At 40.8% G+C, this 26,376-nt stretch carries 18 protein-coding genes; 15 read left to right on the plus strand and 3 right to left on the minus strand.

Annotated features, from left to right (window positions below):
• Nucleotides 1–213: 213 nt before the first annotated feature.
• The 12 genes from VIN08_RS12955 to VIN08_RS13010 all read left to right on the plus strand — a co-directional run bounded on the left by VIN08_RS12955 (nucleotide 214) and on the right by VIN08_RS13010 (nucleotide 20,888).
• Nucleotides 214–726: a YfiR family protein gene (locus VIN08_RS12955; protein ID WP_331965583.1), complete on the plus strand. Its 513-nt coding sequence runs from the start codon at nucleotides 214–216 to the stop codon at nucleotides 724–726.
• A 90-nt stretch (nucleotides 727–816) separates the two neighbouring features.
• On the plus strand, nucleotides 817–1,326 hold the full coding sequence (locus VIN08_RS12960) for a YfiR family protein (RefSeq protein WP_331965585.1): 510 nt from the start codon (nucleotides 817–819) through the stop codon (nucleotides 1,324–1,326).
• A gap of 30 nt (nucleotides 1,327–1,356) precedes the next feature.
• Complete coding sequence (locus VIN08_RS12965) at nucleotides 1,357–2,421, plus strand: PAS domain-containing sensor histidine kinase (RefSeq protein ID WP_331965588.1); 1,065 nt, start codon at nucleotides 1,357–1,359, stop codon at nucleotides 2,419–2,421.
• A 434-nt stretch (nucleotides 2,422–2,855) separates the two neighbouring features.
• On the plus strand, nucleotides 2,856–3,500 hold the full coding sequence (locus tag VIN08_RS12970) for a response regulator transcription factor (RefSeq protein ID WP_331965591.1): 645 nt from the start codon (nucleotides 2,856–2,858) through the stop codon (nucleotides 3,498–3,500).
• Between the two features lie 284 nt (nucleotides 3,501–3,784).
• Nucleotides 3,785–6,895, plus strand: coding sequence for a SusC/RagA family TonB-linked outer membrane protein (locus tag VIN08_RS12975; RefSeq protein WP_331965594.1), 3,111 nt, complete (start codon nucleotides 3,785–3,787; stop codon nucleotides 6,893–6,895).
• Nucleotides 6,896–6,917: 22 nt separating this feature from the next.
• Nucleotides 6,918–8,552 (plus strand): RagB/SusD family nutrient uptake outer membrane protein, encoded by a 1,635-nt coding sequence (locus VIN08_RS12980; RefSeq protein WP_331965597.1) that lies wholly within the window; start codon nucleotides 6,918–6,920, stop codon nucleotides 8,550–8,552.
• Between the two features lie 459 nt (nucleotides 8,553–9,011).
• Nucleotides 9,012–12,191 carry a SusC/RagA family TonB-linked outer membrane protein gene (locus VIN08_RS12985; RefSeq protein WP_331965600.1) on the plus strand — a complete coding sequence of 1,060 codons (3,180 nt, stop codon included), beginning with the start codon at nucleotides 9,012–9,014 and terminating at the stop codon, nucleotides 12,189–12,191.
• A 47-nt stretch (nucleotides 12,192–12,238) separates the two neighbouring features.
• A complete protein-coding gene (locus tag VIN08_RS12990; RefSeq protein WP_331965603.1) occupies nucleotides 12,239–13,804 on the plus strand; it encodes a SusD/RagB family nutrient-binding outer membrane lipoprotein in 1,566 nt (521 codons plus the stop codon).
• Nucleotides 13,805–13,831: 27 nt separating this feature from the next.
• On the plus strand, nucleotides 13,832–14,734 hold the full coding sequence (locus VIN08_RS12995) for a DUF1735 domain-containing protein (protein WP_331965606.1): 903 nt from the start codon (nucleotides 13,832–13,834) through the stop codon (nucleotides 14,732–14,734).
• Nucleotides 14,735–15,173: 439 nt separating this feature from the next.
• Nucleotides 15,174–18,344, plus strand: a complete 3,171-nt coding sequence (locus VIN08_RS13000) for a SusC/RagA family TonB-linked outer membrane protein (protein ID WP_331965609.1) — start codon at nucleotides 15,174–15,176, stop codon at nucleotides 18,342–18,344.
• Between the two features lie 42 nt (nucleotides 18,345–18,386).
• Nucleotides 18,387–19,964, plus strand: coding sequence for a SusD/RagB family nutrient-binding outer membrane lipoprotein (locus tag VIN08_RS13005; protein ID WP_331965612.1), 1,578 nt, complete (start codon nucleotides 18,387–18,389; stop codon nucleotides 19,962–19,964).
• Between the two features lie 12 nt (nucleotides 19,965–19,976).
• Entirely contained in the window at nucleotides 19,977–20,888 is a 912-nt protein-coding gene (locus VIN08_RS13010; protein ID WP_331965615.1) for a DUF1735 domain-containing protein, read from the plus strand.
• A gap of 108 nt (nucleotides 20,889–20,996) precedes the next feature.
• On the opposite strand, the gene VIN08_RS13015 is transcribed toward VIN08_RS13010, so the two are convergent.
• The gene (locus tag VIN08_RS13015) at nucleotides 20,997–21,419 is read right to left on the minus strand and encodes a DUF5655 domain-containing protein (RefSeq protein ID WP_331965618.1); all 423 of its coding nucleotides are present in this window, start codon (nucleotides 21,417–21,419) and stop codon (nucleotides 20,997–20,999) included.
• Between the two features lie 137 nt (nucleotides 21,420–21,556).
• Between VIN08_RS13015 and VIN08_RS13020 the strand changes: the two genes are divergently transcribed.
• Together VIN08_RS13020 and VIN08_RS13025 are read left to right on the plus strand one after the other, a co-directional pair.
• Nucleotides 21,557–23,023: a hypothetical protein gene (locus VIN08_RS13020; protein WP_331965621.1), complete on the plus strand. Its 1,467-nt coding sequence runs from the start codon at nucleotides 21,557–21,559 to the stop codon at nucleotides 23,021–23,023.
• 13 nt (nucleotides 23,024–23,036) lie between these two features.
• Nucleotides 23,037–23,819, plus strand: a complete 783-nt coding sequence (locus VIN08_RS13025) for a helical backbone metal receptor (protein ID WP_331965624.1) — start codon at nucleotides 23,037–23,039, stop codon at nucleotides 23,817–23,819.
• A 10-nt stretch (nucleotides 23,820–23,829) separates the two neighbouring features.
• Here the strand turns inward: VIN08_RS13025 and VIN08_RS13030 are convergent, their stop codons facing one another.
• Nucleotides 23,830–25,050 (minus strand): 3-phosphoshikimate 1-carboxyvinyltransferase, encoded by a 1,221-nt coding sequence (locus tag VIN08_RS13030; RefSeq protein ID WP_331965627.1) that lies wholly within the window; start codon nucleotides 25,048–25,050, stop codon nucleotides 23,830–23,832.
• A gap of 97 nt (nucleotides 25,051–25,147) precedes the next feature.
• Here VIN08_RS13030 and VIN08_RS13035 point away from each other — a divergent pair, with 97 nt between their 5' ends.
• A complete protein-coding gene (locus tag VIN08_RS13035; RefSeq protein ID WP_331965630.1) occupies nucleotides 25,148–25,336 on the plus strand; it encodes a hypothetical protein in 189 nt (62 codons plus the stop codon).
• Here the strand turns inward: VIN08_RS13035 and aroB are convergent.
• Nucleotides 25,316–26,371 carry a 3-dehydroquinate synthase gene (aroB, locus tag VIN08_RS13040; protein ID WP_331965633.1) on the minus strand — a complete coding sequence of 352 codons (1,056 nt, stop codon included), beginning with the start codon at nucleotides 26,369–26,371 and terminating at the stop codon, nucleotides 25,316–25,318. The two genes, VIN08_RS13035 and aroB, sit on opposite strands and share 21 nt — an antisense overlap.
• Between the last annotated feature and the right edge of the window lie 5 nt (nucleotides 26,372–26,376).

Below are 26,376 nucleotides of genomic sequence, written 5' to 3' on the forward strand. Positions count from 1 at the left end.
ACTGTGGAGATGGTTCACAAAGATGATGTCGAAAACGTTATCGACCTCATCTATGAGTTTCTCCTTCAACTTAAGGCAGGGCATGATTTCCGGTATATTAAGTAATCATTGGGGAAAATCTTACATCGATAAGGTTAACCCATTTATGGCTACCACGGAATTTCATGGTGCAACCTACCTTTGTATCATCAAACAACAACAACCTATCTAGTTATGAAGAAATTTAAAACCCTCGCATTAGCAGCCCTCCTGATAAGCGGAACTGCCTTTGCGCAAGAGAGACCGATGCATGAGGTTTACTCGATGATGGTGTTCAACTTTACCCGTTACGTACAATGGCCTGATCAGGCTACTGGCGGTGAGTTTGTGATCGGCGTAATTGGAAACAATGACGTTTACAAAACACTCACAGAGTGGTATGGTGGTAAACCAAGAGGTTCAAAGACCTATGTGATCAAGAAATTTAATTCTGCAGCTGAAATAGCTGACTGCCACGTGCTTTATATAGACAAGTCAAAGAGCGGTGAATTTGAAGCAGCAAATTCAAAAGTAAAGGGAAAAGGTACTCTGGTCATCACAGACAAGAACGGTCTTGGTGAAAAGGGAAGCGGCATCAACTTTAAAACAGTTGATAGTAAACTCAAATTTGAATTGAACCAAAAGGCCATTGAGGCTTCAAATCTGAAGGTTTCAGGTTCACTCTCCTCTATGGCAATACTGATTTAATGGGTTGTTTGGAAAGCCTCGGAGGTTACACTCTGGGGTTTTTTCCAATTTAATTCATAGATTAGTATTAAGAGCCCAAAAACTTAATCTATGAGAACCTCTATTTTTTTGATCCTCCTGATCGCTTCGATCGGGACTGGTAAGGCCCAGGAACGTCCGCCACACGAGATCCATGCTGCCATGTTGTACAACTTTATCAAGTATGTGCAATGGCCCAACGAAGGTGAAGCAGGTGAATTTGTGGTAGGTGTAATAGGAGATGACAACGTCTTCAATACACTGAAGCAATGGTATGACGGCAAACCGAAGGGAAGTAAAAAGTATGTGATCAAAAAGCTGGCCTCGCCCGCTGAGTCCTCTGACTGCCAGGTAGTCTACGTTGGCAAATCCAAGAACAAAGATTTCGATAGCATTAAAAGCAGTACTACTGGCAAGTCTATCCTGACAATTACCGATGGTAATGGATTAGGGCAGAAAGGCAGCTGTATCAATTTTAAAGTAGTAGATGGAAAACTAAAATTTGAGCTTAACCAGGCAACGGTTAATGCCTCAAATCTCAAGATAGCCAGTCAGCTAAGCAGCATGGCAATCTTGATTTAAAGGAGCAGGCCTTTTGCCTGCTTGCGGAGAATGAAATGTAGGGAAGGATTGTTTAGGGAGTTGATCGAAAACTCCGAAGACATTTTTATCGTCACAGACCGGAACTTCAAAATCCGGTACGCATCGTCAGCAGTAACGAAAGTGCTGGGAGTTGAAATTGTTTCCCTGATGGGAAAAGACATCCTTGACTTTATTGATCGGGATAAAGTACAGCATTGGATTGATAACCTGGAGAAAGGCGAGGAGCACGTCATGGATGAATTGATGTTCACGCATCGTGATCATCATGAAGTATACTTTGATGTAAATGTATCCAAGCTCCTCGATCACCACGAAGTCGAAGGACTCGTATTAAAGCTATATAATATTACACCACAAAAATTGCGTGAGCAGGAATTGATCCGCTCCAACAAGCAACTTGACCAGGTGATATATAAAACCACGCACGACCTCAAAGCCCCTTTGATGTCGGCATTAGGTTTGGTGAAAATTGCCGAGCAGGCTTCGCACGAAGAACTGGCGCAATACCTCAGCATGATCAAGAAGAGTCTTCTTCGGCTCGATTCATTTATAGAGGAAATGAATAATTTTTACAGAAATGATAAGCTGGCAGTACAACGCGAAAAGATAGACTTGCCAAACTTGTTTGCTGAAGAGCTCGACTATCTAAAGAACCTCTATACGGGAAGAGATGTTGCCATTTCATGGCATGTAGAGGGGAATGTTGAGCTGCTTTCGGATCGCGTAAGAGTACAGACTATCGTTACAAATATTCTTTCCAACGCTATAAAGTACATGGACTTGCAAAAGCAAAATCCATTCATCAAAATTGCAGCACAGATCACAGAAGAAGTTTGTGATATACGAATCGAAGATAACGGCATCGGCATTGCGCCTGCCTATCAGGAAAAAATATTTGATCTGTTTTTTAGAGCAACTGATCAGGCTCAAGGCACCGGTCTTGGTTTGTTCATTGTGAAAGATACGATTGACCGACTGAAAGGAGCGATTAAAGTTCAGTCGAAAGTTGGCGAGGGTACCACGTTTACCATCCGGATTCCCAACCAGCTGCATCAACCAATAGAAATAGAATAAAGGTCTACGCACGGGACCGCAGAGTTTTTATAGAGAGGGTCTTTTCTTTGTGAGTTCTGTGCGTTTTACAAAATATAGCAGGAAGCAAGCAGTGCTTCCTCGTCATTGAAGGTCTACGCACGGGGTCGCAGAGTTTTTATAGAGAGGGTCTTTTCTCTGCGCACTCTGTGCGTTCTTTCTTTTAAAGGAGAAGTTACATTCCCGGTATATTTCTAAATATACACCTATATATACCCCTATATCTTATACTTTATCGCGATAATTTACTCTACTAAGTAGAAATACGGATACCATTCTCTGTGGCATAACCACACGGTAATGCGTATTAACAGGATTGTTCTGCATACCCAATCTGCGCTAAGTTTGGCCAAGTAATCAGAGCCTATGCTCAACATTACAAAAATGGATTTCAAACGTTTAATCGATAAAACAAGATGATACAGGGAAGATTTAAAGCGCGACTGATTCTAATTATTGAGGATACCAAAAACCGTGAAGGACTTGCGTATGCTATAGAGTCTAACAATCGTTGTTCACTTATTAATACCTATAGCACCTGCGAAGATGCTATCAAGGAACTTAATAAAACATCTCCGGATCTGATCGTAATGGATCTGGTGTTTGCAGGTATAGAAGGTATAGAGGCTATTAAAAGTATTCGCGAGAAACGCCCTCAAACTGAATTTCTCGTTGTTACAGGAGAGCGTCAGCGCGAATTGTTCTTGTCTACCATTGCTGCTGGTGTTACCGGATATGTACTTCAGGAATCTGGCCTTTCTCATTTTCTGACAGCGTTGGATAAAATATTAGATGGTGGAGCCTATCTCAGCCCAGTTTTTACCCGCACATTATTAGAGACCTTCTGGATAAATCCAGTATCTCCTCTGTCTGATAGAGAAACTGAAGTTCTCAAATTGGTTACAGAAGGAAAAAGTTATACCCAGATTGCTGCTCAACTGCAGATATCGCAAGAAACCTCGAAAACACACATCAAGAATATATATAGGAAGCTGAAGGTTGGAAGTAAATCTGAAGTAGTTAAGAAAGCTATAAATGACAAGCTTGTTTCTATAATATAGTTTTCGATTTTAAAGTATATATCTGTAAAAAAGCTACACCAATTAGGTGTAGCTTTTTTATTTTATGGGTTTAAACTTTGGTTATATATACTATACTTAAAAAATATATATAGGTATATATGCTATTATAAATAGTATACTGGTTTATCGTTTGCAATGTGATATACCTGATTTTTATACTCCAAACGCAGTTATAGGTTAGTGTATAATTTACAGTGTGCGGGTGATTTTCTATGAACGGACACTTCTTCATCTTTAGCAAACATAAACCTAAACACTAAAGCATGAAGAAGTTTTTACTGCTTATGCTTGTCCTGCTATGGGCAAGTTTTGAAAGTATTGGTCAGAGTCGAGCGATTTCTGGTAAAGTTATCTCGGCTGAAGATGGTTCATCTCTGCCGGGTGTAAATGTACTCGTCAAGGGAACAACAGATGGCACTGTTACAGATGCAGAAGGAAAATATTCATTATTAGTTCCTCCCAATGCAGTGCTCATTTTTTCATTTATTGGATTGAAATCAGAAGAAGCTTCCGTTGGAGAGCTAGCCATCGTTGATGTTTCAATGTCATCTGATGTTACTCAGCTTACTGAAGTTGTTATTACTGGTGTCGGATCTGCTACCGATCGGAAAAAAGTGGCAATAGATGTGGCATCAGTTTCCGGAAAAAATTTAGTGCCTAGTGCTGTTGGATCGATGGACCAGGCACTACAAGGTAAAATCGCAGGTGCTCAAATTCAACTCAACGATGGTAGCCCTGGTGCCACGGCAAATATTCAATTACGAGGTATTAACAGTTTAGGGGATAGTAATCCTATAATTCTTTTGGATGGAATTCAGATCACAACGATGGCTGGTTTGGATATTACAAACATTGATAGAGTTGAAGTTGTAAAGGGAGCTGCTGCAGGTATGCTATATGGAGCTCAAGGTGCTAATGGTGTAATTCAGATTTTTACGAAGAAGGGAGCTAAGGATAGAAAGATAGCGATCACCTACAATGGTAAATATTTTGTTGATGAGGCCATTCGAGGAAAAGTAGATTTGATCGCATCCATGCATCACTATGATACAGATGCCAATGGCTATATTTTGAGTACAGGAGGTGGAGCTATTGCTGCAGACGCTACTACCGGAACTTGGACTGACCCTTTAGTAAATCTAACCGCCGATTTAAAAAACGATAAGCCTTATAAAGAGAAAACCTATAATCACCTCGATCAAGCCTACAGAACTGCAAAATCACAGAATCATTCTCTAAATATATCGGGAGCTGAAGGTAAAGTTGATTATAATCTGAATGTAAACTGGCTAACGCAAGAGAATGTTCGCAATGGTAGACTTCAACGACAGAACATTAGTTTGAATTTAGGTGCAGAACTCGTCAAGGGATTAACGTTACGGTCAATAACACAGGTGATGTTCGAAGATGAAAATCTTTTGAGCGGAAATCGTTTTGCATTAGTGAATTCGTATCCGTGGATAGATTTTAATTCAACATATACTAATGGTTATAAAGTCATAAAGCCTAAATCAGAAAATGAATATAACCCACTCTCTGAGTTAGAATGGAGGACCAGGAGTGGTAAGACTAATAAGATTATAGAGAACGTAAATCTGAACTATAAATTTCCTAAGTTCTTTGAAGTAGATTATAAGTACGGTATTCAGGTTTCTAATTTGAACGATAAGGATATTGTAAGAAGTCAGAAAGGATACCTAGAGCCAAGCGATGCCTTTTGGGGACCTTCTCCGGGCACGGGGGGTGTAACAATCGAGAATCAAAAGAGTACATATCAAAATTCTCTTTTGTCGCTCTATGCCAGATTAAATTTTAAAGATGATTTTAACTGGAATATTCCGTTAACATCAACCACGCAATTCACTTACGATTGGAGAAAGGATATATATGAACAGTTTTCTGGAACGGCAAACGGATTTGCATATCCTCCCTATAATTTAAGTAACGGGCAGTCGCAAAGTACATCTTCAGAATTAGATGAGTTTATTACGTATGGATATCTTGTTAATCAAACTTTTGATTATGGAGATCTATTGGGAGTATCTATAGGTTTCCGTTCAGACTATTCGTCTGAATTTGGATTTACTACGGATGGCTCTTCTGTTAAACCCTATACCTTTCCCAGAGGAACTGCTTACTTTAATGTTTCAGAGTTATTTAAAAGTAACTTGATTGGTAATTGGAAACTTCGTGCAGCTTATGGAGAAGCAGGTGTGCAGCCCAATCGTTATGCTCGTCAGGTAACTTTATCAAGTCAAACCTATGGTACAGCATCAGGTCTCTATAATCCATCAACAGCAAAAAATGCAGCGCTGGTTGTTCAGCGTAATAAGGAGCTTGAGTTAGGATCTGATTTGACTCTTATACCTTTATTGTCGGATAGTTGGTTGAATAAAGTAACACTAGGGTTTACTTACTGGGATAGAAAAGGTAAGGATATCATTCAGCCAGCAAACTTACCACCTTCGTCTGGCGCAGGACAAATACTTGATAACCTGATTTCTTTGAGCTCACACGGCATCGAGTTGAGTGCAGATATGTTCATGCTAAACACAAAGAATTTCAGTTGGAATTTGGGTCTTCGTTATGCAACAGCAAAAACTGTTGTCGATAAAATTTCGCAGGGGCTGGATGTTCCTTATGGTGATAATGGAACATTTTTAATTCGTGAAGGACAGCCGCTTGGTGTAATGATTGGGCAAGTTCCTATACGAAGCCTTGATGAAAAATCACCGGATGGAACACCATACATTGCAGATGCTGATAAAGCAGGTTATGAAGTTGTGTCTACTCAATACGGGGATTTGGTTGTTAACAAAACTACAAAAGTTGGGCTTCTAACCGGAGCAGATGATAAACGTGTAATGGGCAATCCTCAGCCTAAATTCTTTGGCTCCATTATCAATGACTTCACGTTGTTCAAGAACATTCAAGTAAATATGCAATGGGACTTTGTGAAAGGGAACAAGATATTTAATCAAACTCGCCAATGGTTATATCGAGACCGATTGTCGAAGGACTTTGATTTACCTGTTACGATCAATGGAGAATCTGGTGCTTATGTTACTATGTATAACAGTATGTATAATAGTATTCAGCCTACCGGCTGGTTTGTAGAGGATGGGTCGTTTATGAGATTGAGGAGTTTATCGGTTAGCTATAATTTGAAGAGTATTCTGAACGCAAATTGGACAAGACAATTTTCTGTAACATTATCCGGAAGAAATCTAGTGACATTTACTAACTACAGAGGGCTCGATCCTGAATCTACATCTGTTGGGAGTGATGGAACAAACGGTCCAACAAGAGGTATAGATTCATTTGGTTTTCCCAATGTGAAGTCATATCAGGTAGGTTTGACGATCGGACTATAATTTTCTCTTAAATAAGATACTTATGAAGAAGTTACATATATTAATTGTTACGGGGTTATTTCTTTTTGGAACATCCTGTCAGAAAGATGACCTGAATCTGGTGAATCCCAATGATCCTTCTTTGGGCTCATTGTCAACAGAAGATGGTTTGAAAGCATACGCTCTTGGGTTACTTGAAAAAGCTGTTGGCGATAGAAATAGTTTGGCTATTAGCCCTTTTATCATAGCTGTGGGGCATCACAATATAATGGGAGATGATATGTATACCCCTTGGGGTAACTGGGGGTGGCGCTGGTCTGCACTATATAATACGATCAAGATAAATGCAACCGGAGATGTTTACCAACATACACTATATCCCGGAGAATCTCAGAAAGAATTTATGCAAGCGAACAATAGTCGCGCAGCAGGCGATGTAAATTCTTTCAAATACGAATGGTATGCAGCGTATCAGACTATAGGGCAATGCAATGCATTACTTGCTGCATTGGATAAGACTGTCAGCTTTAGCGGTGATGCAGAGGTCAAACAGAATACATTGAAGGCATGGGCGTATTGGTGGAAAGGCTTTATGTATTCAAGAATTGGATCTATATATCTGGGAGGTCTGATTGTAGATGAATTTGGAGCAACCAACGGCAATTATATAGATAGAACATTGATCATAGATGAAGCGACTTCTAATTTCGACAAAGCGGCTGCCTTGCTGGTAAATATATCATCTGGTAATGCAGACTATGAAGGGATTATGAAAGCGATAATTGCAAGCTTCAATAATAATACTGCGGTAGTACAGCCTGATATGTGGATACGTGCTATAAATTCATATAAAGCCCGAAATATACTTGTCAATAAGAAGATATCAGAAATGGAAACCAGCGATTGGGATGCTATAGCTGCGCTCGCTCAAAAAGGTCTTCAAAGTACCGACAATGTTTTTACACTCGGTATGACAGCTGATGGAAAGAACGATTTTGTGGAAGGATTCTATCATCCTTATTGGCTTGATAATTCTGCCAACGGTTGGTGGTTTGTATCAGAGCGATTGATACAGGAATATTTACCCGGCGATAAGCGTTTGGATAAGGCATTTTCACTATTGGAAACACCTGAGGTAAATAAGCGGAATCGTGGATGGAATTTCGGAACGCGATATCAATTTGTCGATATAGAGGAGGGAGGATTATTTGCAACTGCTCAAGGCAAAGGTCAATGGCCTCTTGGTCCTACCTATGAAGAAAATGAATTGATGTTGGCTGAAGCTAAACTTCGTAAAGGTGATTTGACTGGGCTTGAACATGTTGATAATGTACGATCCTTTCAAGGTGCAGGATTGTCAGCCGTAAATGGTACATCACTAACTTTAGATGAAGCGTTGGAACAATTTCGGAAAGAGCGAAGAGCAGCACTTGCTTTACGCGGCTTATCATTCTATGATGCACGAAGATGGGGTGTAACAGCACCGCTCAGTGCTGGTGGAGGACGATCTGATGCTATGATTGTTATTCCTTCCAATATTTATGATCCAGATGGTGATGGCGCTCCTGATGCATATTCTTGTACGATTGACTACAATTATATGGACTATTGGGATTTGCCTGCAGATGAATTAGATTTTAACGAACCGTTAGAAGGCTCAGTGAGTGTTCACAACTAGGGCATTGCTATATATTTTTAAGAGAAAGGAGATTGAATTAAATCTCCTTTCTTCTTTTGTTTTTTGTGAGCGTTGTATATTCTACATCACCTTAGGAGTGATGTACTGACTGGTGAAAGCTTATTTATAGCATCAACCAATTTTGCGTATAGCCCATCTGATGCGGCACCAGTTTTTTTTGTTGGACAGCAGTAGTTATGATGGTTGCTATATTCATTCATGATAGCCTTAATTCTGTTTGCTTAGAAGTCACAAATATTACTTCAGTATTAATCACGGCTTTATGAGTAGTGTAAATTAGATGTTGCACTGCATAGTAAGCATCGATTGCGAAGAGTGGTATTGATTAATATACCACGTTTAGAGTCTATTTATATAAAAAATTTTACCACCGATCAGTGATTTTCTGCTGATCAAAGCTTCTTCAACTTTAAGGCTTTATAACCTAAACATTAAAGTATGAAGAAAACTCTACTGTTTCTGCTTATCGCGGTATGGATAAGTTTTGGAACTTACGCCCAGAACAAAACAATCTCTGGCAAGGTCACTTCGGTCGAGGACGGGTCTACACTCCCAGGTGTAAACATCGTTGTAAAGGGTACAACGATTGGTACGGTAACAGATGCTAACGGAGAGTATTCAATCGCAGCTCCGGAAGGTTCAACACTGGTTTTTACATTTATAGGTCTGAACTCCCAAGAAGTTCAAGTAGGCGGAAGAACTTCAATCAATGTTCAGCTGTCTCAGAATGCTCAACAACTTAGCGAAGTAGTTATTACAACTGCTGGTGGTTTGAAAGCCAAGGAGAAAGAGATGGGATCGGCCAATACAGTAATAACAACAGGAACTCTTAACACCGGAAAGGCTGTAAATATAGCGGCAGGATTGCAGGGCAAAGTTGCAGGTCTTCAGATCAACGCAACAGGCAGTGGTGTTAATCCGGATTACAGAGTTATACTTCGCGGACAGCGATCATTAACTGGCGACAACCAGGCGTTGATTGTACTGGATAACGTGATTGTGCCGGCTTCAGTTTTCAGCAATATAAATCCTAACGATGTAGAGAGTATAGTTGTGTTAAATGGTGGTGCCGCAGCTGCACTATATGGATCGATGGCATCGAACGGAGCTTTGATCATCACTACAAAAAAAGGTAAGGATGGTAAGGTTGAAATAAATGCATCGAACACTACATCATTACAGCAGGTAGCTTTTCTTCCTAAAATTCAAAAGAAATTTGGTGCAGGTGGTACAGCCTATGGCACAGATGAATTTGGTAATCCTACTTTTAGCTACCTGGAGAACCAATCGTATGGACCAGCTTTCGATGGAGTAAAAAGACCACTCGGCCCTACACTAGAATCTTTATGTAATTGTGATCCTAATGATCCGCTCAGACATGATCAGGATTCAACAACCTATTCTTATAAAGATGGGCACGATAAATTTTGGGTAACCGGTGTAACTAACCAGAGCGATTTCTCATTAACCTCAGGCGATGATAAATCAAGTATATATCTCTCCGGACAATATGTGAGCGTAACAGGTACAACTCCTGGTGATAAATACAATCGCGCTACACTACGATTGAACGGTACTCGCAAAGTAGGAAAGTATGTTGATGTAACGTATAGCACTTCATTCACACCTAACAGAACAAATGTTACATCTCAGACGGCTTCTATTTACTCCAATATGTTAAATATGCCTTCGAATGTTGATATCACGAAGTATAAGGATTGGAGAAACAATAAGTTTGCAAACCCCAATGGTTTCTATAATCCCTGGTATCAGAATCCATATTTTACAGCCGATAATTATCGCAGAAAAACAAGAAACGATTTCTTGACCGGAAGTGTCGAGATAAAAGTTAAGCCATTACCAGGATTGGATTTGATTGCTCGCCAGGGTATATCTACCCGGAATTTCTCTGATAAATATACTACAGGTGCTTTCGATTATACTACCTGGGCAGAGAATACTGACATGAGCTCCAAAAGTGATATTACAGGTTCTGTTACAGAGACAAGTAATTTTCAGACGCAATTGCTCACAGACTTCTTAGCGCAATACAATAAGACCGTTGGTGATTTTAATTTTAATGTTGTAGCAGGTGGCCAGTGGAAGCAGAACGAGAACCGCTATATGACTACATATATAGGGGGGCTTGTGATCAATAATTTGTATAATCTTAGTAATGGAACAGGAACGCCAACCTATGGTGAATCAGAATTCAAGAGTCGTTTGATGGGTGTTCTTGGTCAGGCTGTGATCAGCTATAAAGATTACCTCTTCGTAACAGCCAGAGCACGTAACGATTGGGATTCAAGATTGGCAGCAGCAAACCGCTCTTTCTTCTACCCATCGGTAGATGTATCGTTCGTAGCAAGTGAAGCTATTCCGGCTATAGCTTCCAGCCAGGTAGTTAATTACTTAAAACTTCGTGGTGGTTTAACTAAAAATGGAAAAGTAAACTTAGGCTCATCAGATGATTTGGGAGCTTACTACTTATATACAACAGTGGGTAGCGCAAGCGGTTATGGTTTCCCATACAATAGTTTAGCAGGTTATACAGTTAACGGAACAATCGTTTCGAATAATCTGAGACCTGAAATCACAAAAGGATATGAATTTGGATTTGATCTGTCTGCTTTACAAGATCGCATCGTAACACATGTTACTTGGTACAATACAAAAACAGATGATCAGACAGTAAGTACTAATCTTGCGTATAGTACAGGATTCCAGAATCTGTTGACTAACGTAGGACAGACACAGAGTAAAGGTCTTGAGTTAGACCTGCAGGTTACACCGTTTAGAAATGAAAACTGGGAAGTAACTGTTGGTGGAAACTATACATATCTTGATAACACTGTTAATTCAATAGCGTCTACGCTTGATAAAATCACTTTGGGTTCAACAGGAACAGCAATCTCTGCGGCAGTTGCAGGTAAAGCTTTCCCGGTTATTATGGGATATGATTACGTAAGAGATGATAAAGGACACGTGATTGTAAATTCAACTACTGGATTGCCAACGCAAACAACTTCTCTTGTAGTACTGGGTAATGGTACTCCCAAAAATCGTATGGGCATGAATGCTGCTGTAAGTTATAAAGGCTTGCGTTTCTCTATACTATTCGAAGCACGCACAGGCTATAAAATCTTCAACGGTGTAGGTCCTGAATTAGATTGGTCAGGTACTGGCTACAGAACTGCGGTATATGATCGTAAGAGCTTCGTCTTCCCGAACTCAGTATATATGGATGAAAGTGGAAACTACGTTGAGAATAAAACAGTGGCAATCGCTAATGGTAATGGTAACAACGGTTTCTGGTCAGACGGTATAAATCGTAACGTTACATCTAACTATGTTACTTCCGGAAATTTTATAAAACTGAGAGAGATCTCTATTGCATATTCTCTTCCTGCTTCACTGCTGGGTGAAGGTAAACTGATCAAAGACGTAACAATCAGTGTTCAGGGACGCAACCTGTTCTTATGGATGGCAAAAGATAACATCTATGCTGATCCTGAATATAGCAGCGGTAGTACAACAGGTAACGGTACTGGTTTGAATGATTTGAGCCAAACGCCTCCAACGCGTACATACGGTGCTACTTTATCGGTTAAGTTCTAATCAGTCTGCTGGTATCATATACCTATAGACGAAAAAAATATTGAAATATGAGATATACATATTATATACTAATCTTCATTGGTCTCGCAGTGTTAGGAACAGCCTGCAACGACTATTTGGATGTTAATACGAACCCTAATTCGGCAACCTCGGCAGCGCCTGAGTTGATATTGTCGCAAGCGCTTACGGCAACAGCGTATACATTGAACGGTTTTAATACGTATGGTTCGCAGATTGGCGGCTACGCTGCCAATGCTGGTGGCTACGGCGGCTTTAATGAACTTGTTACTTACAATTATACTTCCGGTAATTATAGTGGCTTGTGGACAAGTGTATACGATAACCTCGAGGACTATCAATATATAATTGATAATTCAGAAGATGAAGAGCATTATTACTTCAAGGGTGTTGCAAGCATTATGGAGGCACATGGATTTCAATTATTGGTTGATGCATACAACAATATACCATACTCCGATGCATTGAAAGGTGCTAATAGCTTGAGCCCAGCTTTTGATGATGCTGCTTCTGTCTATGCAGGCCTTGCTGCACAGTTAGATGATGCGATAAGTACAATAAACAAGGGATTAGCACTTGAAGCAACAGGCGGAGTAAAAAAATTAGGATCATATGACGTACTCTTTGCTGGCGACATGACAAAATGGAAACAACTGGCAAATACGCTTAAATTAAGATTGGTAGTGCGCGGAAATGGAAAAGTAACTTTTAGCAGCACTTCATTTAGCAGCGATGGTTTTTTGACTACGGATGCTTTAATAAATCCTGGATTTGCAAGAGATAATAATAAGCAAAACCCGGCATGGAGCACTTGGGCATACTCTTATACAGGTGCAGCTGCAACAAAGTCTTGGATACCGAGTACCTTCATCATGGCTTTCTATGATGGAACGAAACTACTCGATACGTTAAGAGGTGCAGCTATATATTATCAGTTTCCGAAAACCGGTACAAATCAACTTGGATTTGAAGGCAGTGCAGTTCCATCCTGTCCTACAGGAAGTTTCTGGTATCCGAGCACAGAAAGAACCGGTACAGCAGCGGGAAATACTACCGGTACTTTAAAAGGCCCGAATGCAGGTTATCCATTGCTTACAGCAGCTGAAAGCTACTTCTTGCAAGCCGAAGCAGTTGTAAGAAATATAGTAAGCAGTTCATCTACAGCAAAGACCTTGTTTACGGATGGTATAACAGCTTCATTCAATTATATATATATGCTTCCTGACAAATCAATATCCGGAAGTCCTTCAAGCGATGCAACAAAATATCTGAATGCCAATTCATCAAGTTATCTGGTGAATTTTGATCAGGCAACAACTACAGAGCATCAGATCGAAGCTATTATTACACAGAAATATATAGCGTTGAATTTTATTCACAGCCATGAAGGATGGAACGAGTATCGCAGAACTGGTTATCCTGCTGTTTCGGGAACTGGTGCCACAACAACTTTTGCATCTACAACTTCTCAAAGTACACGTGCAGACAGACTGCCTTCACGAATACTATATCCTTCAACAGAAGTTGCGTACAACGGTGCTAATGTTCCGCAAGGTATCAGCCCTTTTACTTCATTGATCTTTTGGGCTAAGTGATAGTGAAACAATTTTATGAAATCGATTATGAAACATATACTATATTTCTTAATAATAATGGTGAGCCTATCGTCCTGTCTGGACGGTAGTGATGCAAATATTCCAGACAGTGATTCAGGATCATTCGTTGAAATGATTTATAACCCTGGTGGAAAATTATCAACTGCTAATTCTGGATTGCAATATTTTGCAAACGCAGCATTGACTTATCCCGCGACTGACAAAGCTGACACAACTTCGTTTGTTGTATCTATTCAAGGTGCTAGTCCTGCGACTAAAGATGTAACGATAAGTCTTTCGGTTGATAACAGCAGTCTCAATGTGAATTACGCTACTGATTCCATTACCTATTTGGCGATGCCTGACTCGCTGTATGATTTTATAAATACTACGGCAGTTATTAAAGCAGGAGAACGTTCAGCTAAGTTTCAGGTTATTTTCTATCCATCAAAGATAGATCCGAGCCAGAATTATGCTCTGCCAGTTACGTCTACAAATGATGCCGACATTACAACGAGCACGAACTTTGGACACATATACTTTCATGTGATTGGAAACCCTCTTGCAGGTTCGTATTTGTGGGATTTTTATAGATATAATACAGAGACTGTAACAGGCTCTCCTACTACAACGTGGACGAACGAATCAACTGTTTTTGCTCCGGTAAGTCCTACCAGTTTCAAAGTAAAAACAGGTTATTATGTTCAACCTAATTATTTAATTTCATTCAGTAGTGCCAATGGTGTTTTGTCAAATTTTAAGGCGGTAATTGCTCCGGATGAGATAAAGACAGCTTTCACTGATAACGGTATTACTGTAGTAAGTGGTCCAACGATCACAGTAAACGAAGACCAGACAAAGTTTACAGTAAACTATGTGGTTTATAATGGCTCTGCTTACAGAAACTTGACAGATATATATCATAAGTAAAATACTGTAACATATTTTCTTTCTGAAATGCACCAGGGATAAGACCTGGTGCATTTTCTTTTTATAATTATGCGCCCAATTTATTTCTGGTTTGTAAAGTCATATATACCTTTTAGATGAGTTAAATGTCCAATTGAAAGTATAGATATAGGCAAGCTGCCTTTAGGGAGTATACTGGGCAAGAATCATTGAATAGAAGTATACCCATGCCCATTCTTAACAAATCCTACCAATTGGGTGGTAAAGATTAATACGATGATTTATTAAGGGCAGCATCGAGTGTCGATAAACTGACATATACATCGATTGCATTCCTCTACATGGTTAGATCTAACGTAATTTACGGTATGAGTTGTGTTGTAAAATTACTTTGTATAGGTTATTTCCCGTAGAATAAAGCTTCCACAACTTTAAGGCTTTATAACCTAAACATTAAAGTATGAAGAAAACTCTACTGTTTCTGCTTATCCTGCTATGGATAAGTTTGGGAGCTCAAGGCCAAGACAGAACAATCTCTGGCCGGGTTACTTCCGCTGAAGACGGCTCTGGCCTTCCGGGAGTTAACGTAGTATTAAAGGGCACAACCAATGGAGCCGTTACCGATGGTGAAGGCTATTTCAAATTGGGTGTTCCTGGCCAGGGAGGCACATTAGTCTTTACATTCATCGGATTACAGACTCAGGAGATTGAAGTTGGTGCTAAATCCACGATCGATGTACGGATGTCTCAGGATGTTACCCAACTCAGCGAAATCATCATTACTGGTGCCGGTGGTCTTCAGGCAAGACAAAAAGAACTTGGTGCTGCCAATGCCATTGTAACACCAGAAACACTTACAGCAGGTAAAGCCGTAAACATTGCGAGTGGTTTGCAAGGTAAAATTGCAGGCTTTCAGATTAACGCTACCAGTAGTGGTGTTAACCCTGAGTATCGTTTGATTCTGCGCGGTCAGCGTTCATTAACTGGTAATAACCAGGCATTGATCGTGTTGGATAACGTGATCGTGCCAAGCTCAGTACTGAGCAACCTGAACCCCAATGACATTGAGCAAGTGAACATCCTTCAAGGTGCCGGTGCTGCTGCTCTATATGGTTCACAAGCATCAAATGGTGCGATGATTATTACAACAAAGAAAGGTCAAAAAGGAAAAACAGAGATCAACGTTTCACAGACAGAGACTTTTCAACAAGTAGCATTCCTTCCTAAGATTCAAAAGAAATTTGGTTCTGGTGGTTCTGCTTATGGTACTAATCCTGATGGAACTCCGGTTTTTAACTATCTGGAAAACCAATCTTATGGACCAGCTTTTGATGGTGTAAAAAGACCTCTTGGTCCTGCGTTGGAAGACGGTAGCCAGGATTCAACTGAGTACTCTTACAAACCAGGTCACGATGATTTCTGGAAAGTTGGTTTGACTAGTCAAACAGATTTCTCTTTAACAACCGGAGATGATAAATCATCATTCTATATCTCAGGTCAGTATGTTAAAACTTCCGGTACAACACCTGGAGATAAATTCAATCGCGGAACGCTTCGATTGAACGGAACACGAAAAATAGGTGACTATGTAAACATCACGTATGCTTCTGCATACTCTCCTAATCGTTATGATATTACTTCTGAAACAGATAATATCTATTCGAACATGCTTAACATGCCTTCGAATGTTGACATTACCAAGTATAAAGACTGGAGAACAAACAAGTTTGCTAACCCTAATGGATTTTACAATCCATGGTATCAGAACCCTTACTTTACAGCGGACAACTACAGAGAGAAAGACAGAAATGATTACCTCACTGGTAACATAGAAATCAAAGTAACTCCTTTCAAAGGTCTTGATCTGATTGCACGTCAGGGTATAGCATCCAGAAATTATTCTAGTAAAGTATGGAACGGTGCTTTTGACTACACCTATTTTGCTGAGCACACCGATCAAAGCTCTAAGAGCGATATATCTGCTTATGTACAAGAAACCAGCAACTTCAGCACTCAATCATTAACTGACCTCTTGGCTCAGTATGATAAGACTGTTGGTCAGTTCAACTTCAACCTTGTTGCCGGTGGTCAGTGGACACAGAATGAAGCGAAGTATGTAAGCACAAGTATTGGTGGTCTTGTTGTAAATGATTTATACAATCTGAGCAACGGTACAGGTACACCTACCTATTACTCATATGACTATAAAGCACGTCAGATGGGTCTTTATGGAAAACTGACTGTTGGATATAAGGATTTCCTCTTTGTGACTGGAACAGGAAGAAATGACTGGGATTCAAGATTGAGCGCTCAAAACCGTTCTTTCTTCTATCCATCAGTTGATGCATCCTTCATCGCTAATGAAGCTATAGCAGCAATCAAAGAAAGTAACATCATCAGCTATTTGAAAATCAGAGGTAGCTTGTCGAAAGTTGGTCAGGTAAACCTGGGAGCGAATACAAACCCTGCAACGTTTGGTGCGTATGCACTTCTCCCTACGTTTAGCTCGAACACCAGCGGTACTACATCAAACGGTTTCCCGTATGGTAGCTTAGCCGGTTATTCTCAAGGAAACACACTGGTATCTAATAGTCTGAAGCCAGAAATCACAAAAGGATATGAGATCGGTTTTGACTTGAATTTGTTGCAAGACAAAATCCAGACATCCGTTACCTGGTATAATACTAAAACAGATAACCAGACGGTAACAACCAAGATTTCAAATGCTACTGGTTTTACCGATCTGTTAACTAACGTAGGACAAACTGAAAGTAAAGGTCTTGAACTTACTGCTCACATTACTCCGATCAAAACCAACGATCTGTCAGTAACTGTCGGTGGTAACTATACTTATCTGCAGAACACGGTTAACTATATATCTGCTACCCTGCCATCATTGAGCCTTGCAACTTCCGGAACAGCCGTATCTGCTGCTGTAGCGGGTAAGTCATTCCCGGTAATAATGGGTTATGATTATGTGCGTGATCCTCAAGGACGTGTTATCGTTGATAAGAACACTGGCTTGCCTACACAGTCAAGTGCAATCTCTGTCCTGGGAAATGCTACACCTAAAAATCGTTTAGGTTTGGATGGTGTTGTTAACTACAAAGGTTTCAGATTCTCAGTTCTGTTTGAATATCGCTGGAACTACAAAGTATATAATGGTATCGGTCCTGAAATGGATTGGTCAGGAACTGGTTACAGAACAGCGATGTATAACCGTCAGAGCTTTGTATTCCCGAATTCAGTATACCTCGGAGATGATGGTAGTTACGTAGAAAACAAAACCGTTACAATTGCTAATGGTAATGGTAACAGCGGATTCTGGTCAGATGGTATCAACCGTAACGTAACATCAAACTATGTTACTTCTGGTGATTTCATTAAGCTGAGAGAGATATCACTTTCTTATAACGTTCCTGCTTCTATACTTGGATCAACCAAGGTTATCAAGCGTGCTACTATAAGTGTACAAGGTCGTAACCTGTTTATGTGGATGGCGAAAGACAACTACTATACGGATCCTGAGTACAGCGCTTCTGGTAATGGTAACAATGGTGGTGGTCTTAACGATTTGAGCCAGACTCCTCCGGTGCGTTACTATGGAGCATCTCTGTCGCTTACCTTATAATATGACGTGGTCTATTAAGTGATGTCTTAAAAAAATTGAACGATGAAAAGAATATCAATAATAATCTTTTTAGCATTGGCTGTGTTCACCATAGCGTGCAATGACTATCTAGATATAAATGAAAACCCGAATGCTCCTACGCAAGTGGATGCGAAGCTGGTACTTCCGCAGGCACTCGCAGCGACTGCTATATCTCTGAATCGCCATAATACATATGGTGCGCAAATCGGTGGCTATATGGCTAACGCTGGTGGCTATGGTGGCTTTAACGAATTAGTTACCTATAGCTATACTTCTGCTAACTATAATGATCCCAGCACAGGTCTTTGGTTTACTACCTATGATAACCTTCAGGATTATCAGTATATCATCAACCAGACAACTGGAAAAAGTGAGTATGGTTATTTCAATGCAGTTGCCCGTATCATGAAGGTGTTCAACTTTCAATTACTGGTAGATACCTATAACGATGTTCCCTATACAGATGCATTGTTAGGAGCAAATAATCTGACTCCTGCATACGATGATGGAAAAGCTGTTTATGCTGACCTGGCATCACAATTGGATTCAGCGATCAACAAGATCAATGCTACTGCAGCTTTAGAAGCAGCAAAGACTGTAACTCTTGTAAGCATTGCAAATGCTGATATTGTATTCGCTGGTGACATGACCTTGTGGAAACAACTTGCTAACTCAATTAAATTAAGATTGTTTGTGCGTGGCAATGGTAAAGTTACATTCGCGAACACTACGTTTAGTGCAGACGGTTTCCTTGCTGAAGATGCGCTGATCAACCCAGGTTATTCACGCGATAACAACAAGCAAAATCCTAAATGGAATACCTGGGGATATACCTATACGAAAACAGCTGCTACAAAATCATGGATCCCTACAACATTTGTTATAGGATTCTATAACAACACAAAGTTGAATGATCCGGGACGTGGTGGTGCAATCTTCTATGACTTCCCTTCAACAGGTTCTAACCAACTCGGTTACGAAAATGTGGATGTTCCGAAATGTCCTACTGGAAGTTTCTGGTATCCAAAAAATACAGAGAGGGACGAGACTGCCGGTGATACAACAGGTGTTCTGAAAGGTCCTGAAGCTGGCTTCCCACTCTTTACTGCTGCAGAAAGTTATTTCCTTCAGTCAGAAGCTGCTGTAAGAAGCATTACTTCAGGCGATGCTAAAGCACTTTTTGAATCGGGTATAACAGCGTCATTCGAATATCTGTACACAGCACCGGATGGCACTCCCGTTGGAGATGCAGAAGATGACGCAGCAGATTATCTGACCCTGAACAATGGTAATTATCTGGCTAATTTTGATCTGGCTACTACTACAGAAAGAAAGATAGAAGCTATTATCACACAGAAATATATAGCCTTGAACATGGTAAACAGCCAGGAAGGTTGGAACGAGTATCGCAGAACAGGTTATCCTGAATCTACAGGTTCAGATGCTTACTATAGCTTTGCTTCTAAATCTTCACAAAGCACAAGAACGGATAAATTGCCAACGCGCATTCTTTATCCTGCATCGGAGTCTGCTTACAACCCAGCAAATGTTCCGCAAGGTGTAAGTCCATTCAACTCACTTATTTTCTGGGCAAAATAAAAACTTTGATTTATGAATCGATTAATATTTAAAATAGCACTTATAGCATTTGTTGTTTCTGGTCTCACTTCATGTTTGGATGGAGACAATGGAAATATACCTACTGACGTAGGAGACTCTCCAATTCTTCAAATGACATGGAACCCGAATGAGGGAACTAACCTGAATGCTGGATTGAATTATTTCAATAGCCAGGCATTGACCTTCCCGATTACGGATGACGCAGACACAACGTCTTTTGCTGTTACGCTGCAGGGCCCCAATACACTGGGCAGTGATATATCGGTTACTGCTGTAGTGAAGATGGATGCAAAAGGAGATAACTATGCGAATGATTCAATCGAATATCTTCCGATGCCGGATGACGCGTACGATTTTCTGGTTTCGACTTCAACTATAAAAGCTGGAGATCGTACAGGAGAATTTCAAATCATATTCCATCCTAATAAGCTGGATCCAACGCTTAGCTATATCTTACCGGTTACGGCAACGAACGCTTCGGATCTTCCGCTAAGTTCAAACTATGGAATTGTTTACTTCCACGTAATCGGAAATCCTATAGCAGGTACTTTTAGCTGGGACTATATTCGTTACAATGATCAAACGAAAACAGGAGCAAGCAGTGGCTTTACCGAAGAGTCTACAACCTTTGCACCTGTAAGCCCTACCAGTATAAAAGTACCTACAGGTTACTATGTTCAGCCGAACTACCTGATCACTTTCAAGAATACAGATGGTGTGTTGTCTGACTTCAAAGCAGTTATTGCTCCGGATGAGATCAAGGCGGCATTTACAGATAATAACATCGAGGTTGTTAGTGGCCCTACCATTACGGTAAATGAAGACTATACCCGATTTGAAATCAACTATGTAGTATTCAATGGTTCTGCATATAGAAATCTTACCGATATCTATTACAAGTAGTCTTCTTAAAATAAAATAAATAAGCCGCACTTGAGAAGGATCTTTCAAGTGCGGTCTTTTTTTATACCGGAGGAGAAGAGAAATCTATATAGGGGCCGAGATAAGTATTCAGATTTTATCAGACCCTTCCTTGTATGCCATCTTCATGAAGCGTTTAACCTCTGCGTTAATATCTGCTTTATCTGTAATACGCAAGTGATGATTATACTGCGATGTGCCGGGCACTTGCGCAATCTTATGAAAGCATAGATTATCGTCATACCGTTGCTGGAAAGGGAATACGATATCAACAAAGTCGCGACCAAGACGTGTAACGTAAGCAATGCGCGTTATAGCGGCTAAGGCTATCATAGATTTGGTAGGGTGAATAGTAACAGGCCCGATCGATTGATATTGCTCAATAAAGTGCCAAAAGAGTTCTAGAACCCTTTCAGATTTGTTTCCCAGAAAATCGCCTAATACCTTATCACCACAAGAGTGAACCTGGTTCGTATTCACGAATTGCTGATGACATAAAGGACACGTCCACATAGCTATAATTGATTAAAAACGATTGTAATGAAATATAATCACTCACAGGAGTGATGCGCTATTAAATTAACAAAAAGATACAGCGAGCCTAAAAGTGTCTTTTATAAACTTTGAAGGCAAACCGTTACCTTTGCAGGATGCGTTACGCGCTATTGATCCTACTGCTTGTCTTTGCGGCCTCTTTGCGGGCGCAGCAACTGGATAGTCTTTCCAGAGAATTGGCGGCTTTGGATACAGCCATCACCCCTCGGCATGATGCACTTGATTCGATTGAATACTCATTCTACCACAAATCAGATAGCCTGAAAGGTGAATACAAAAGCAAATTTGCTTCTCTTGATTCTTCTAAAAACGCTTTAGAACATAAGATCGATAGTCTTCAGTCACTGCAACTTCCCACGGAGAAATATACCCACAAGCTAGACAGTGTATTGCAGCAACGTGAGAAAGCTGTAGGCTCTTTGAATAGTAAAATTGACGAACTGAAATCGAAAGCAACCGATAAGATCAACAAGCTGGAGCTGTCGCCAGAATTGCAGAACAAAGCAGATCAGTTAACCGGTAACATTAAGGATTTTAAATTGCCGGTAAAGGACTTGAATATACCAGCGCTTGATTTACCGAATAGTCCATTAAAGAGTCTGGATGGTTTAAACACCTCTATACAATCGCCCGTGGGTAAAATTGGAGAGATGGACGGATTGAAAAACATTACGGGAAAAACCGGTAATCTTTCTGAGATCACGAAAGGAGCAGGCGACATTCAAAATCTGGCACAAGGAAATTTAAAAGACGTTCAGCAATTGCCTCAGTCGATGGAGAGTAAAGCCGGACAAATGGCAGGCGTTGGTGATCTTCAAAAACAAACAGAGGCACTTAACCCGATGCTGAAGTCAGCAGAGAATCCTGAAGCGATGAAGGAACAGGCGATGCAGCAGGCTAAAGAAGTAGCAGTGAATCACTTTGCCGGCAAAGAGCAGGTGTTAAAAGACGCGATGGAAAAAATGTCGAAGCTCAAGAATAAATATTCCAGCCTGAATAGTTTGAGCGAAGCAGGTAAGAAGCGCCCCAACGAAATGCGAGGCAAGCCTCTGATAGAACGACTACTTCCCGGTATAGCATTGCAGATTCAAAAGAAAGGAAATGATGTGCTGGTAGATTTCAACCCATATATAGGGTATAGATTAACCGGGCGATTAACATCCGGACTTGGCTGGAATCAGCGGGTAGGGTATAACACGCGAAGAGATGCATTTAGTCCGGGCACAAGAATTTTCGGTCCGCGTATATATTCAGAGTTTAAGTTAGCGAAAGGATTTTCTCCTCGGGCTGAAGCCGAATTGATGAACACTTATGTGCCACCCAGATTACACACTATATCTGTTGATAGCCGTGGAAGAGAATGGGTGCCCGGAGTATTTGTTGGTATGAAGAAGGATTATAAATTTATGAAGGGCGTGAAAGGTACTGCGCAGATTATGCTGCGTGTGTTCAACCCCAATCATAAAAGCCCGTATGCCGATGTGCTGAACATGCGCGTAGGCTTCGAGTTTCCAATGAAGAAAAAGGTGAAGAAGGAAAAGTCTACAGACACATCAAAGTAAATATATACTATACATGCTTCGTACGTTTACGGATCAGATGGGCCACAGGCTCTCGATTACTTTTCCCCCTAAACGTATAGTATCATTAGTTCCCTCTCAGACAGAGTTGCTATCAACGTTGGGATTAGAGAGTGAGGTAGTCGGCATAACGAAATTCTGCGTTCATCCGGTAGAGTGGTTGCAACACAAAACAATTATAGGAGGTACCAAGAATTTTCGGTTTGATGTGATCGAAGCTCTTCAACCTGACCTGATCATCGGTAACAAAGAAGAAAATTACGAGGAGGGTATTCGTTTACTCCAAGAAAAATACCCGGTATGGATGAGTGATATAGTATCGATGAATGATGCTATGGATATGATTCAGGGAATAGGTGAGATAACTGGAAAAGCTGCAGAAGCATCCCATATACTTCAGTCGATACAGCAATCATTTGAGATATTAAAATCATTCTCCGGGCAATCTATACTATATTTCATCTGGCGAAATCCGTGGATGGTAGCGGGCAACGGAACCTTTATTCACGAAATGCTTGAACGATTGACCCTGAGAAATATAGCACCATCACCACGTTACCCTGAATTAACAGATGAAAACATCCGCCAGCTAAAGCCAGACTATATATTTCTCTCGTCAGAGCCTTACCCTTTTCAGGAGAAACATATAGCGGAACTCAAGCAACTCAGTCCATCATCTGAGATTATACTGGTAGACGGAGAAATGTTTTCGTGGTATGGTAGCAGGCTGGCACTGGCTCCTCACTATTTCAATTCCCTCAACACGTTACTCCGATAACGTGTAACGATTAACTGTTAATGACTCCAAAGGTCCTCAGGTCGTTCCAGAAATTAGGATACGACTTCTTCACTACTTCCGGTTTTTCGATCTCAACTTCCATAAGCGTTGCCAGCGGAGCAAACGCCATCGCCATACGATGATCTTTATAGGTATTGAAAGAAGCATTGGCAGGCAGTTTCGCAGAAGGTATCAATGTCCAGTGAGCAGAATCTTCTTCCACCAGGTTGCCACCTATTTTTTGTAATTCATTTTGAAGAGCGGCAATGCGATCTGTTTCTTTAATGCGAAGACTTTCGAGCCCGGTGAAATAGCCTTTTATACCTTTCGCAGCACACACCACAGCTACAGTTTGTCCGAGGTCAGGGCAGTCGGTAAAGTCCCAGTGTAATTCTTTTTTACTTTCCTTCTTGGTAAGTTTCAGCAATCCATTTTCCATGGAAGCGTGCACACCAAGCTGATCCATGATCTTGATAATTACACTGTCGCCTTGTAGTGATTGAAGATAAAGTTTGGGAAGGTATATCTCAGCCTGTTCAGCAAGTGCAGCAAAAGCAAACCAGTAGCTTGCTCCAGACCAATCTGACTCTACGGTAAAAGGAGCCGGTATATATTTCTGATGCGGCACTATAACTTTGCTGCCGGTAAATTCACTGCTTGCACCAAAGTGTTTCATAATTGAAGCCGTCATCTCTATATAGGGGCGACTGCCCACTTTGCCTTCCAGTTCAAGTGTTAAGCCCTTCGGTAATATAGGGGCAACCATCATCAACGCAGATATAAATTGGCTGCTTACATCACCGCGAATGCTAAGTATATCTGTTTTTTGTCCGCTGAATCCGGAGAGTTTCAGCGGAGGATAGCCATCTTTTTCGGTATAGCTTATCTCGGCTCCGAGGCTTCGCAGCGCATTTACCAGAATACCAATCGGCCGCTCCTTCATGCGCGATGTACCGGTAAGTGTTTTATGCTGATTGGTAATGGCAAAGTATGCAGTAAGAAAACGCATCGTTGTTCCGGCATCCTCTACATCAATGATAGCATCGGTAGAATTTACCAGACGAAGCATGAGCTGTACATCGTTGGCGTCTGACATGTTTTGAATTTCTGTGCGGCTTCCGGCCAGTGCGTTGATGATGAGCGCACGGTTGTTAATACTTTTAGATGCCGGTAGTAATGAAGCAGTGCCCTTCAAAACATTCGTTCGCTTAAGATGAATAGTTGTGTTCAAAGTGATGAGAAATTTTGGGTGGGCAAATTACAGTTTGTAAAAAGATTTTTTGATAGCAACCTGAAACTTTTAACGTTGAAAAAAGTTATATTCAGATATGAGTACTACCCGTAAAATAGCAGTAGGTATTGGCCTGGCATCGGGTGCTTTGTTGGCTGCCTGGTTGCTCACTGGCGATCGGAAACAAAAAACGAAAAATTACTTCGTTAAAAAAGCTGACGGCCTGAGAAAAGCCATCAAGACCGAGAAAAGTAATTTTGATGATTCAGATACTTACTATATCTGAAAGTGACTGGTAAAATGACAGAGCCCTTTTTACCTCATCAATACTGATTTCGCAGTCCCAGCGCGCTCTTCCGATTCCATCCTGAAGAACGCAAAGTATTTTATTTCCTTTATTTTTTTTGTCTTGTACCGTTAGCTGCGATGCCTCTTCGATCTGTTGTTCGGTGAGCTTTACCTTTCCGTAAATGCCCAGGATATAGTCAACCATGTCTTTGAAATCTACAACGTTTAGCATACCACGTTCATGTGATATATATCCCTCTGCTACCAGCCCCAGTGCTATAGCTTCTCCATGAAGTATACGTTGATTTATACCCAGTAAATAACTTTCCACAGCATGACCAATCGTGTGGCCCGCGTTCAGGATTTTGCGCAATCCTTTTTCCTTGGGGTCTTCTGTAGTAACCTTTGCCTTGAAAGCAACAGAGTGTTTCAGTAAAGCATTCCAATCCTGTTTGTGCAGCGATCGTTGGCTGATCGTTTCCCACATTTCTTTATCGGAAATGAGTGTATGCTTTATCACTTCGGCAAACCCCGAGCGAAGCTCAGCCTCCGGAAGTGTTTTCAAAAATCCGGTATAGAGTAAAGTCAGCGCCGGTTGCTGAAATACACCGATATGATTTTTAAGATGTTCAAAGTCAACACCGAGTTTTCCGCCAATGCTGGCATCTACTTGTGCGAGTAAAGTTGTAGGCACGAGTATAAAATCAATTCCGCGTTTATACGTGGCGGCACAAAATCCACCCATGTCGCCTAACACTCCGCCACCGAGCACAATCATCGCAGCATGTCGGTCGAGCGCCTCGTCAGTCATCTTCTTCCATATCTGTGCGCAAGTGTGCAGGTTCTTTTGCTCTTCGCCACTTCGTATTTCTATAACCGAATGCTCCGGCAATGCAGGGCTTATCAACGGGTAGCAATGCGCGTGCGTATGCTCATCGGTAAGAACGATCAGCTTGCTATATTTTTTTTGACTAAGAAATGCCGTTAAATCATTGGCCGGGTCAACAGAAAACAAAATGTTATCGGGTAGCATGAATA

Origin of the sequence: Ohtaekwangia sp. (genome assembly GCF_036568665.1) — a bacterium.
GTDB lineage: Bacteria > Bacteroidota > Bacteroidia > Cytophagales > Cyclobacteriaceae > Ohtaekwangia.

Excerpts from the sequence above, each read along its gene's own strand:
- VIN08_RS12955 (WP_331965583.1), top strand. The coding sequence starts at position 214 with ATGAAGAAATTTAAAACCCTCGCATTAGCAGCCCTCCTGATAAGCGGA.
- VIN08_RS12960 (WP_331965585.1), top strand. The coding sequence starts at position 817 with ATGAGAACCTCTATTTTTTTGATCCTCCTGATCGCTTCGATCGGGACT.
- VIN08_RS12965 (WP_331965588.1), top strand. The coding sequence starts at position 1,357 with ATGAAATGTAGGGAAGGATTGTTTAGGGAGTTGATCGAAAACTCCGAA.
- VIN08_RS12970 (WP_331965591.1), top strand. The coding sequence starts at position 2,856 with ATGATACAGGGAAGATTTAAAGCGCGACTGATTCTAATTATTGAGGAT.
- VIN08_RS12975 (WP_331965594.1), top strand. The coding sequence starts at position 3,785 with ATGAAGAAGTTTTTACTGCTTATGCTTGTCCTGCTATGGGCAAGTTTT.
- VIN08_RS12980 (WP_331965597.1), top strand. The coding sequence starts at position 6,918 with ATGAAGAAGTTACATATATTAATTGTTACGGGGTTATTTCTTTTTGGA.
- VIN08_RS12985 (WP_331965600.1), top strand. The coding sequence starts at position 9,012 with ATGAAGAAAACTCTACTGTTTCTGCTTATCGCGGTATGGATAAGTTTT.
- VIN08_RS12990 (WP_331965603.1), top strand. The coding sequence starts at position 12,239 with ATGAGATATACATATTATATACTAATCTTCATTGGTCTCGCAGTGTTA.
- VIN08_RS12995 (WP_331965606.1), top strand. The coding sequence starts at position 13,832 with ATGAAACATATACTATATTTCTTAATAATAATGGTGAGCCTATCGTCC.
- VIN08_RS13000 (WP_331965609.1), top strand. The coding sequence starts at position 15,174 with ATGAAGAAAACTCTACTGTTTCTGCTTATCCTGCTATGGATAAGTTTG.
- VIN08_RS13005 (WP_331965612.1), top strand. The coding sequence starts at position 18,387 with ATGAAAAGAATATCAATAATAATCTTTTTAGCATTGGCTGTGTTCACC.
- VIN08_RS13010 (WP_331965615.1), top strand. The coding sequence starts at position 19,977 with ATGAATCGATTAATATTTAAAATAGCACTTATAGCATTTGTTGTTTCT.
- VIN08_RS13015 (WP_331965618.1), bottom strand. The coding sequence starts at position 21,419 with ATGTGGACGTGTCCTTTATGTCATCAGCAATTCGTGAATACGAACCAG.
- VIN08_RS13020 (WP_331965621.1), top strand. The coding sequence starts at position 21,557 with ATGCGTTACGCGCTATTGATCCTACTGCTTGTCTTTGCGGCCTCTTTG.
- VIN08_RS13025 (WP_331965624.1), top strand. The coding sequence starts at position 23,037 with ATGCTTCGTACGTTTACGGATCAGATGGGCCACAGGCTCTCGATTACT.
- VIN08_RS13035 (WP_331965630.1), top strand. The coding sequence starts at position 25,148 with ATGAGTACTACCCGTAAAATAGCAGTAGGTATTGGCCTGGCATCGGGT.
- aroB (WP_331965633.1), bottom strand. The coding sequence starts at position 26,371 with ATGCTACCCGATAACATTTTGTTTTCTGTTGACCCGGCCAATGATTTA.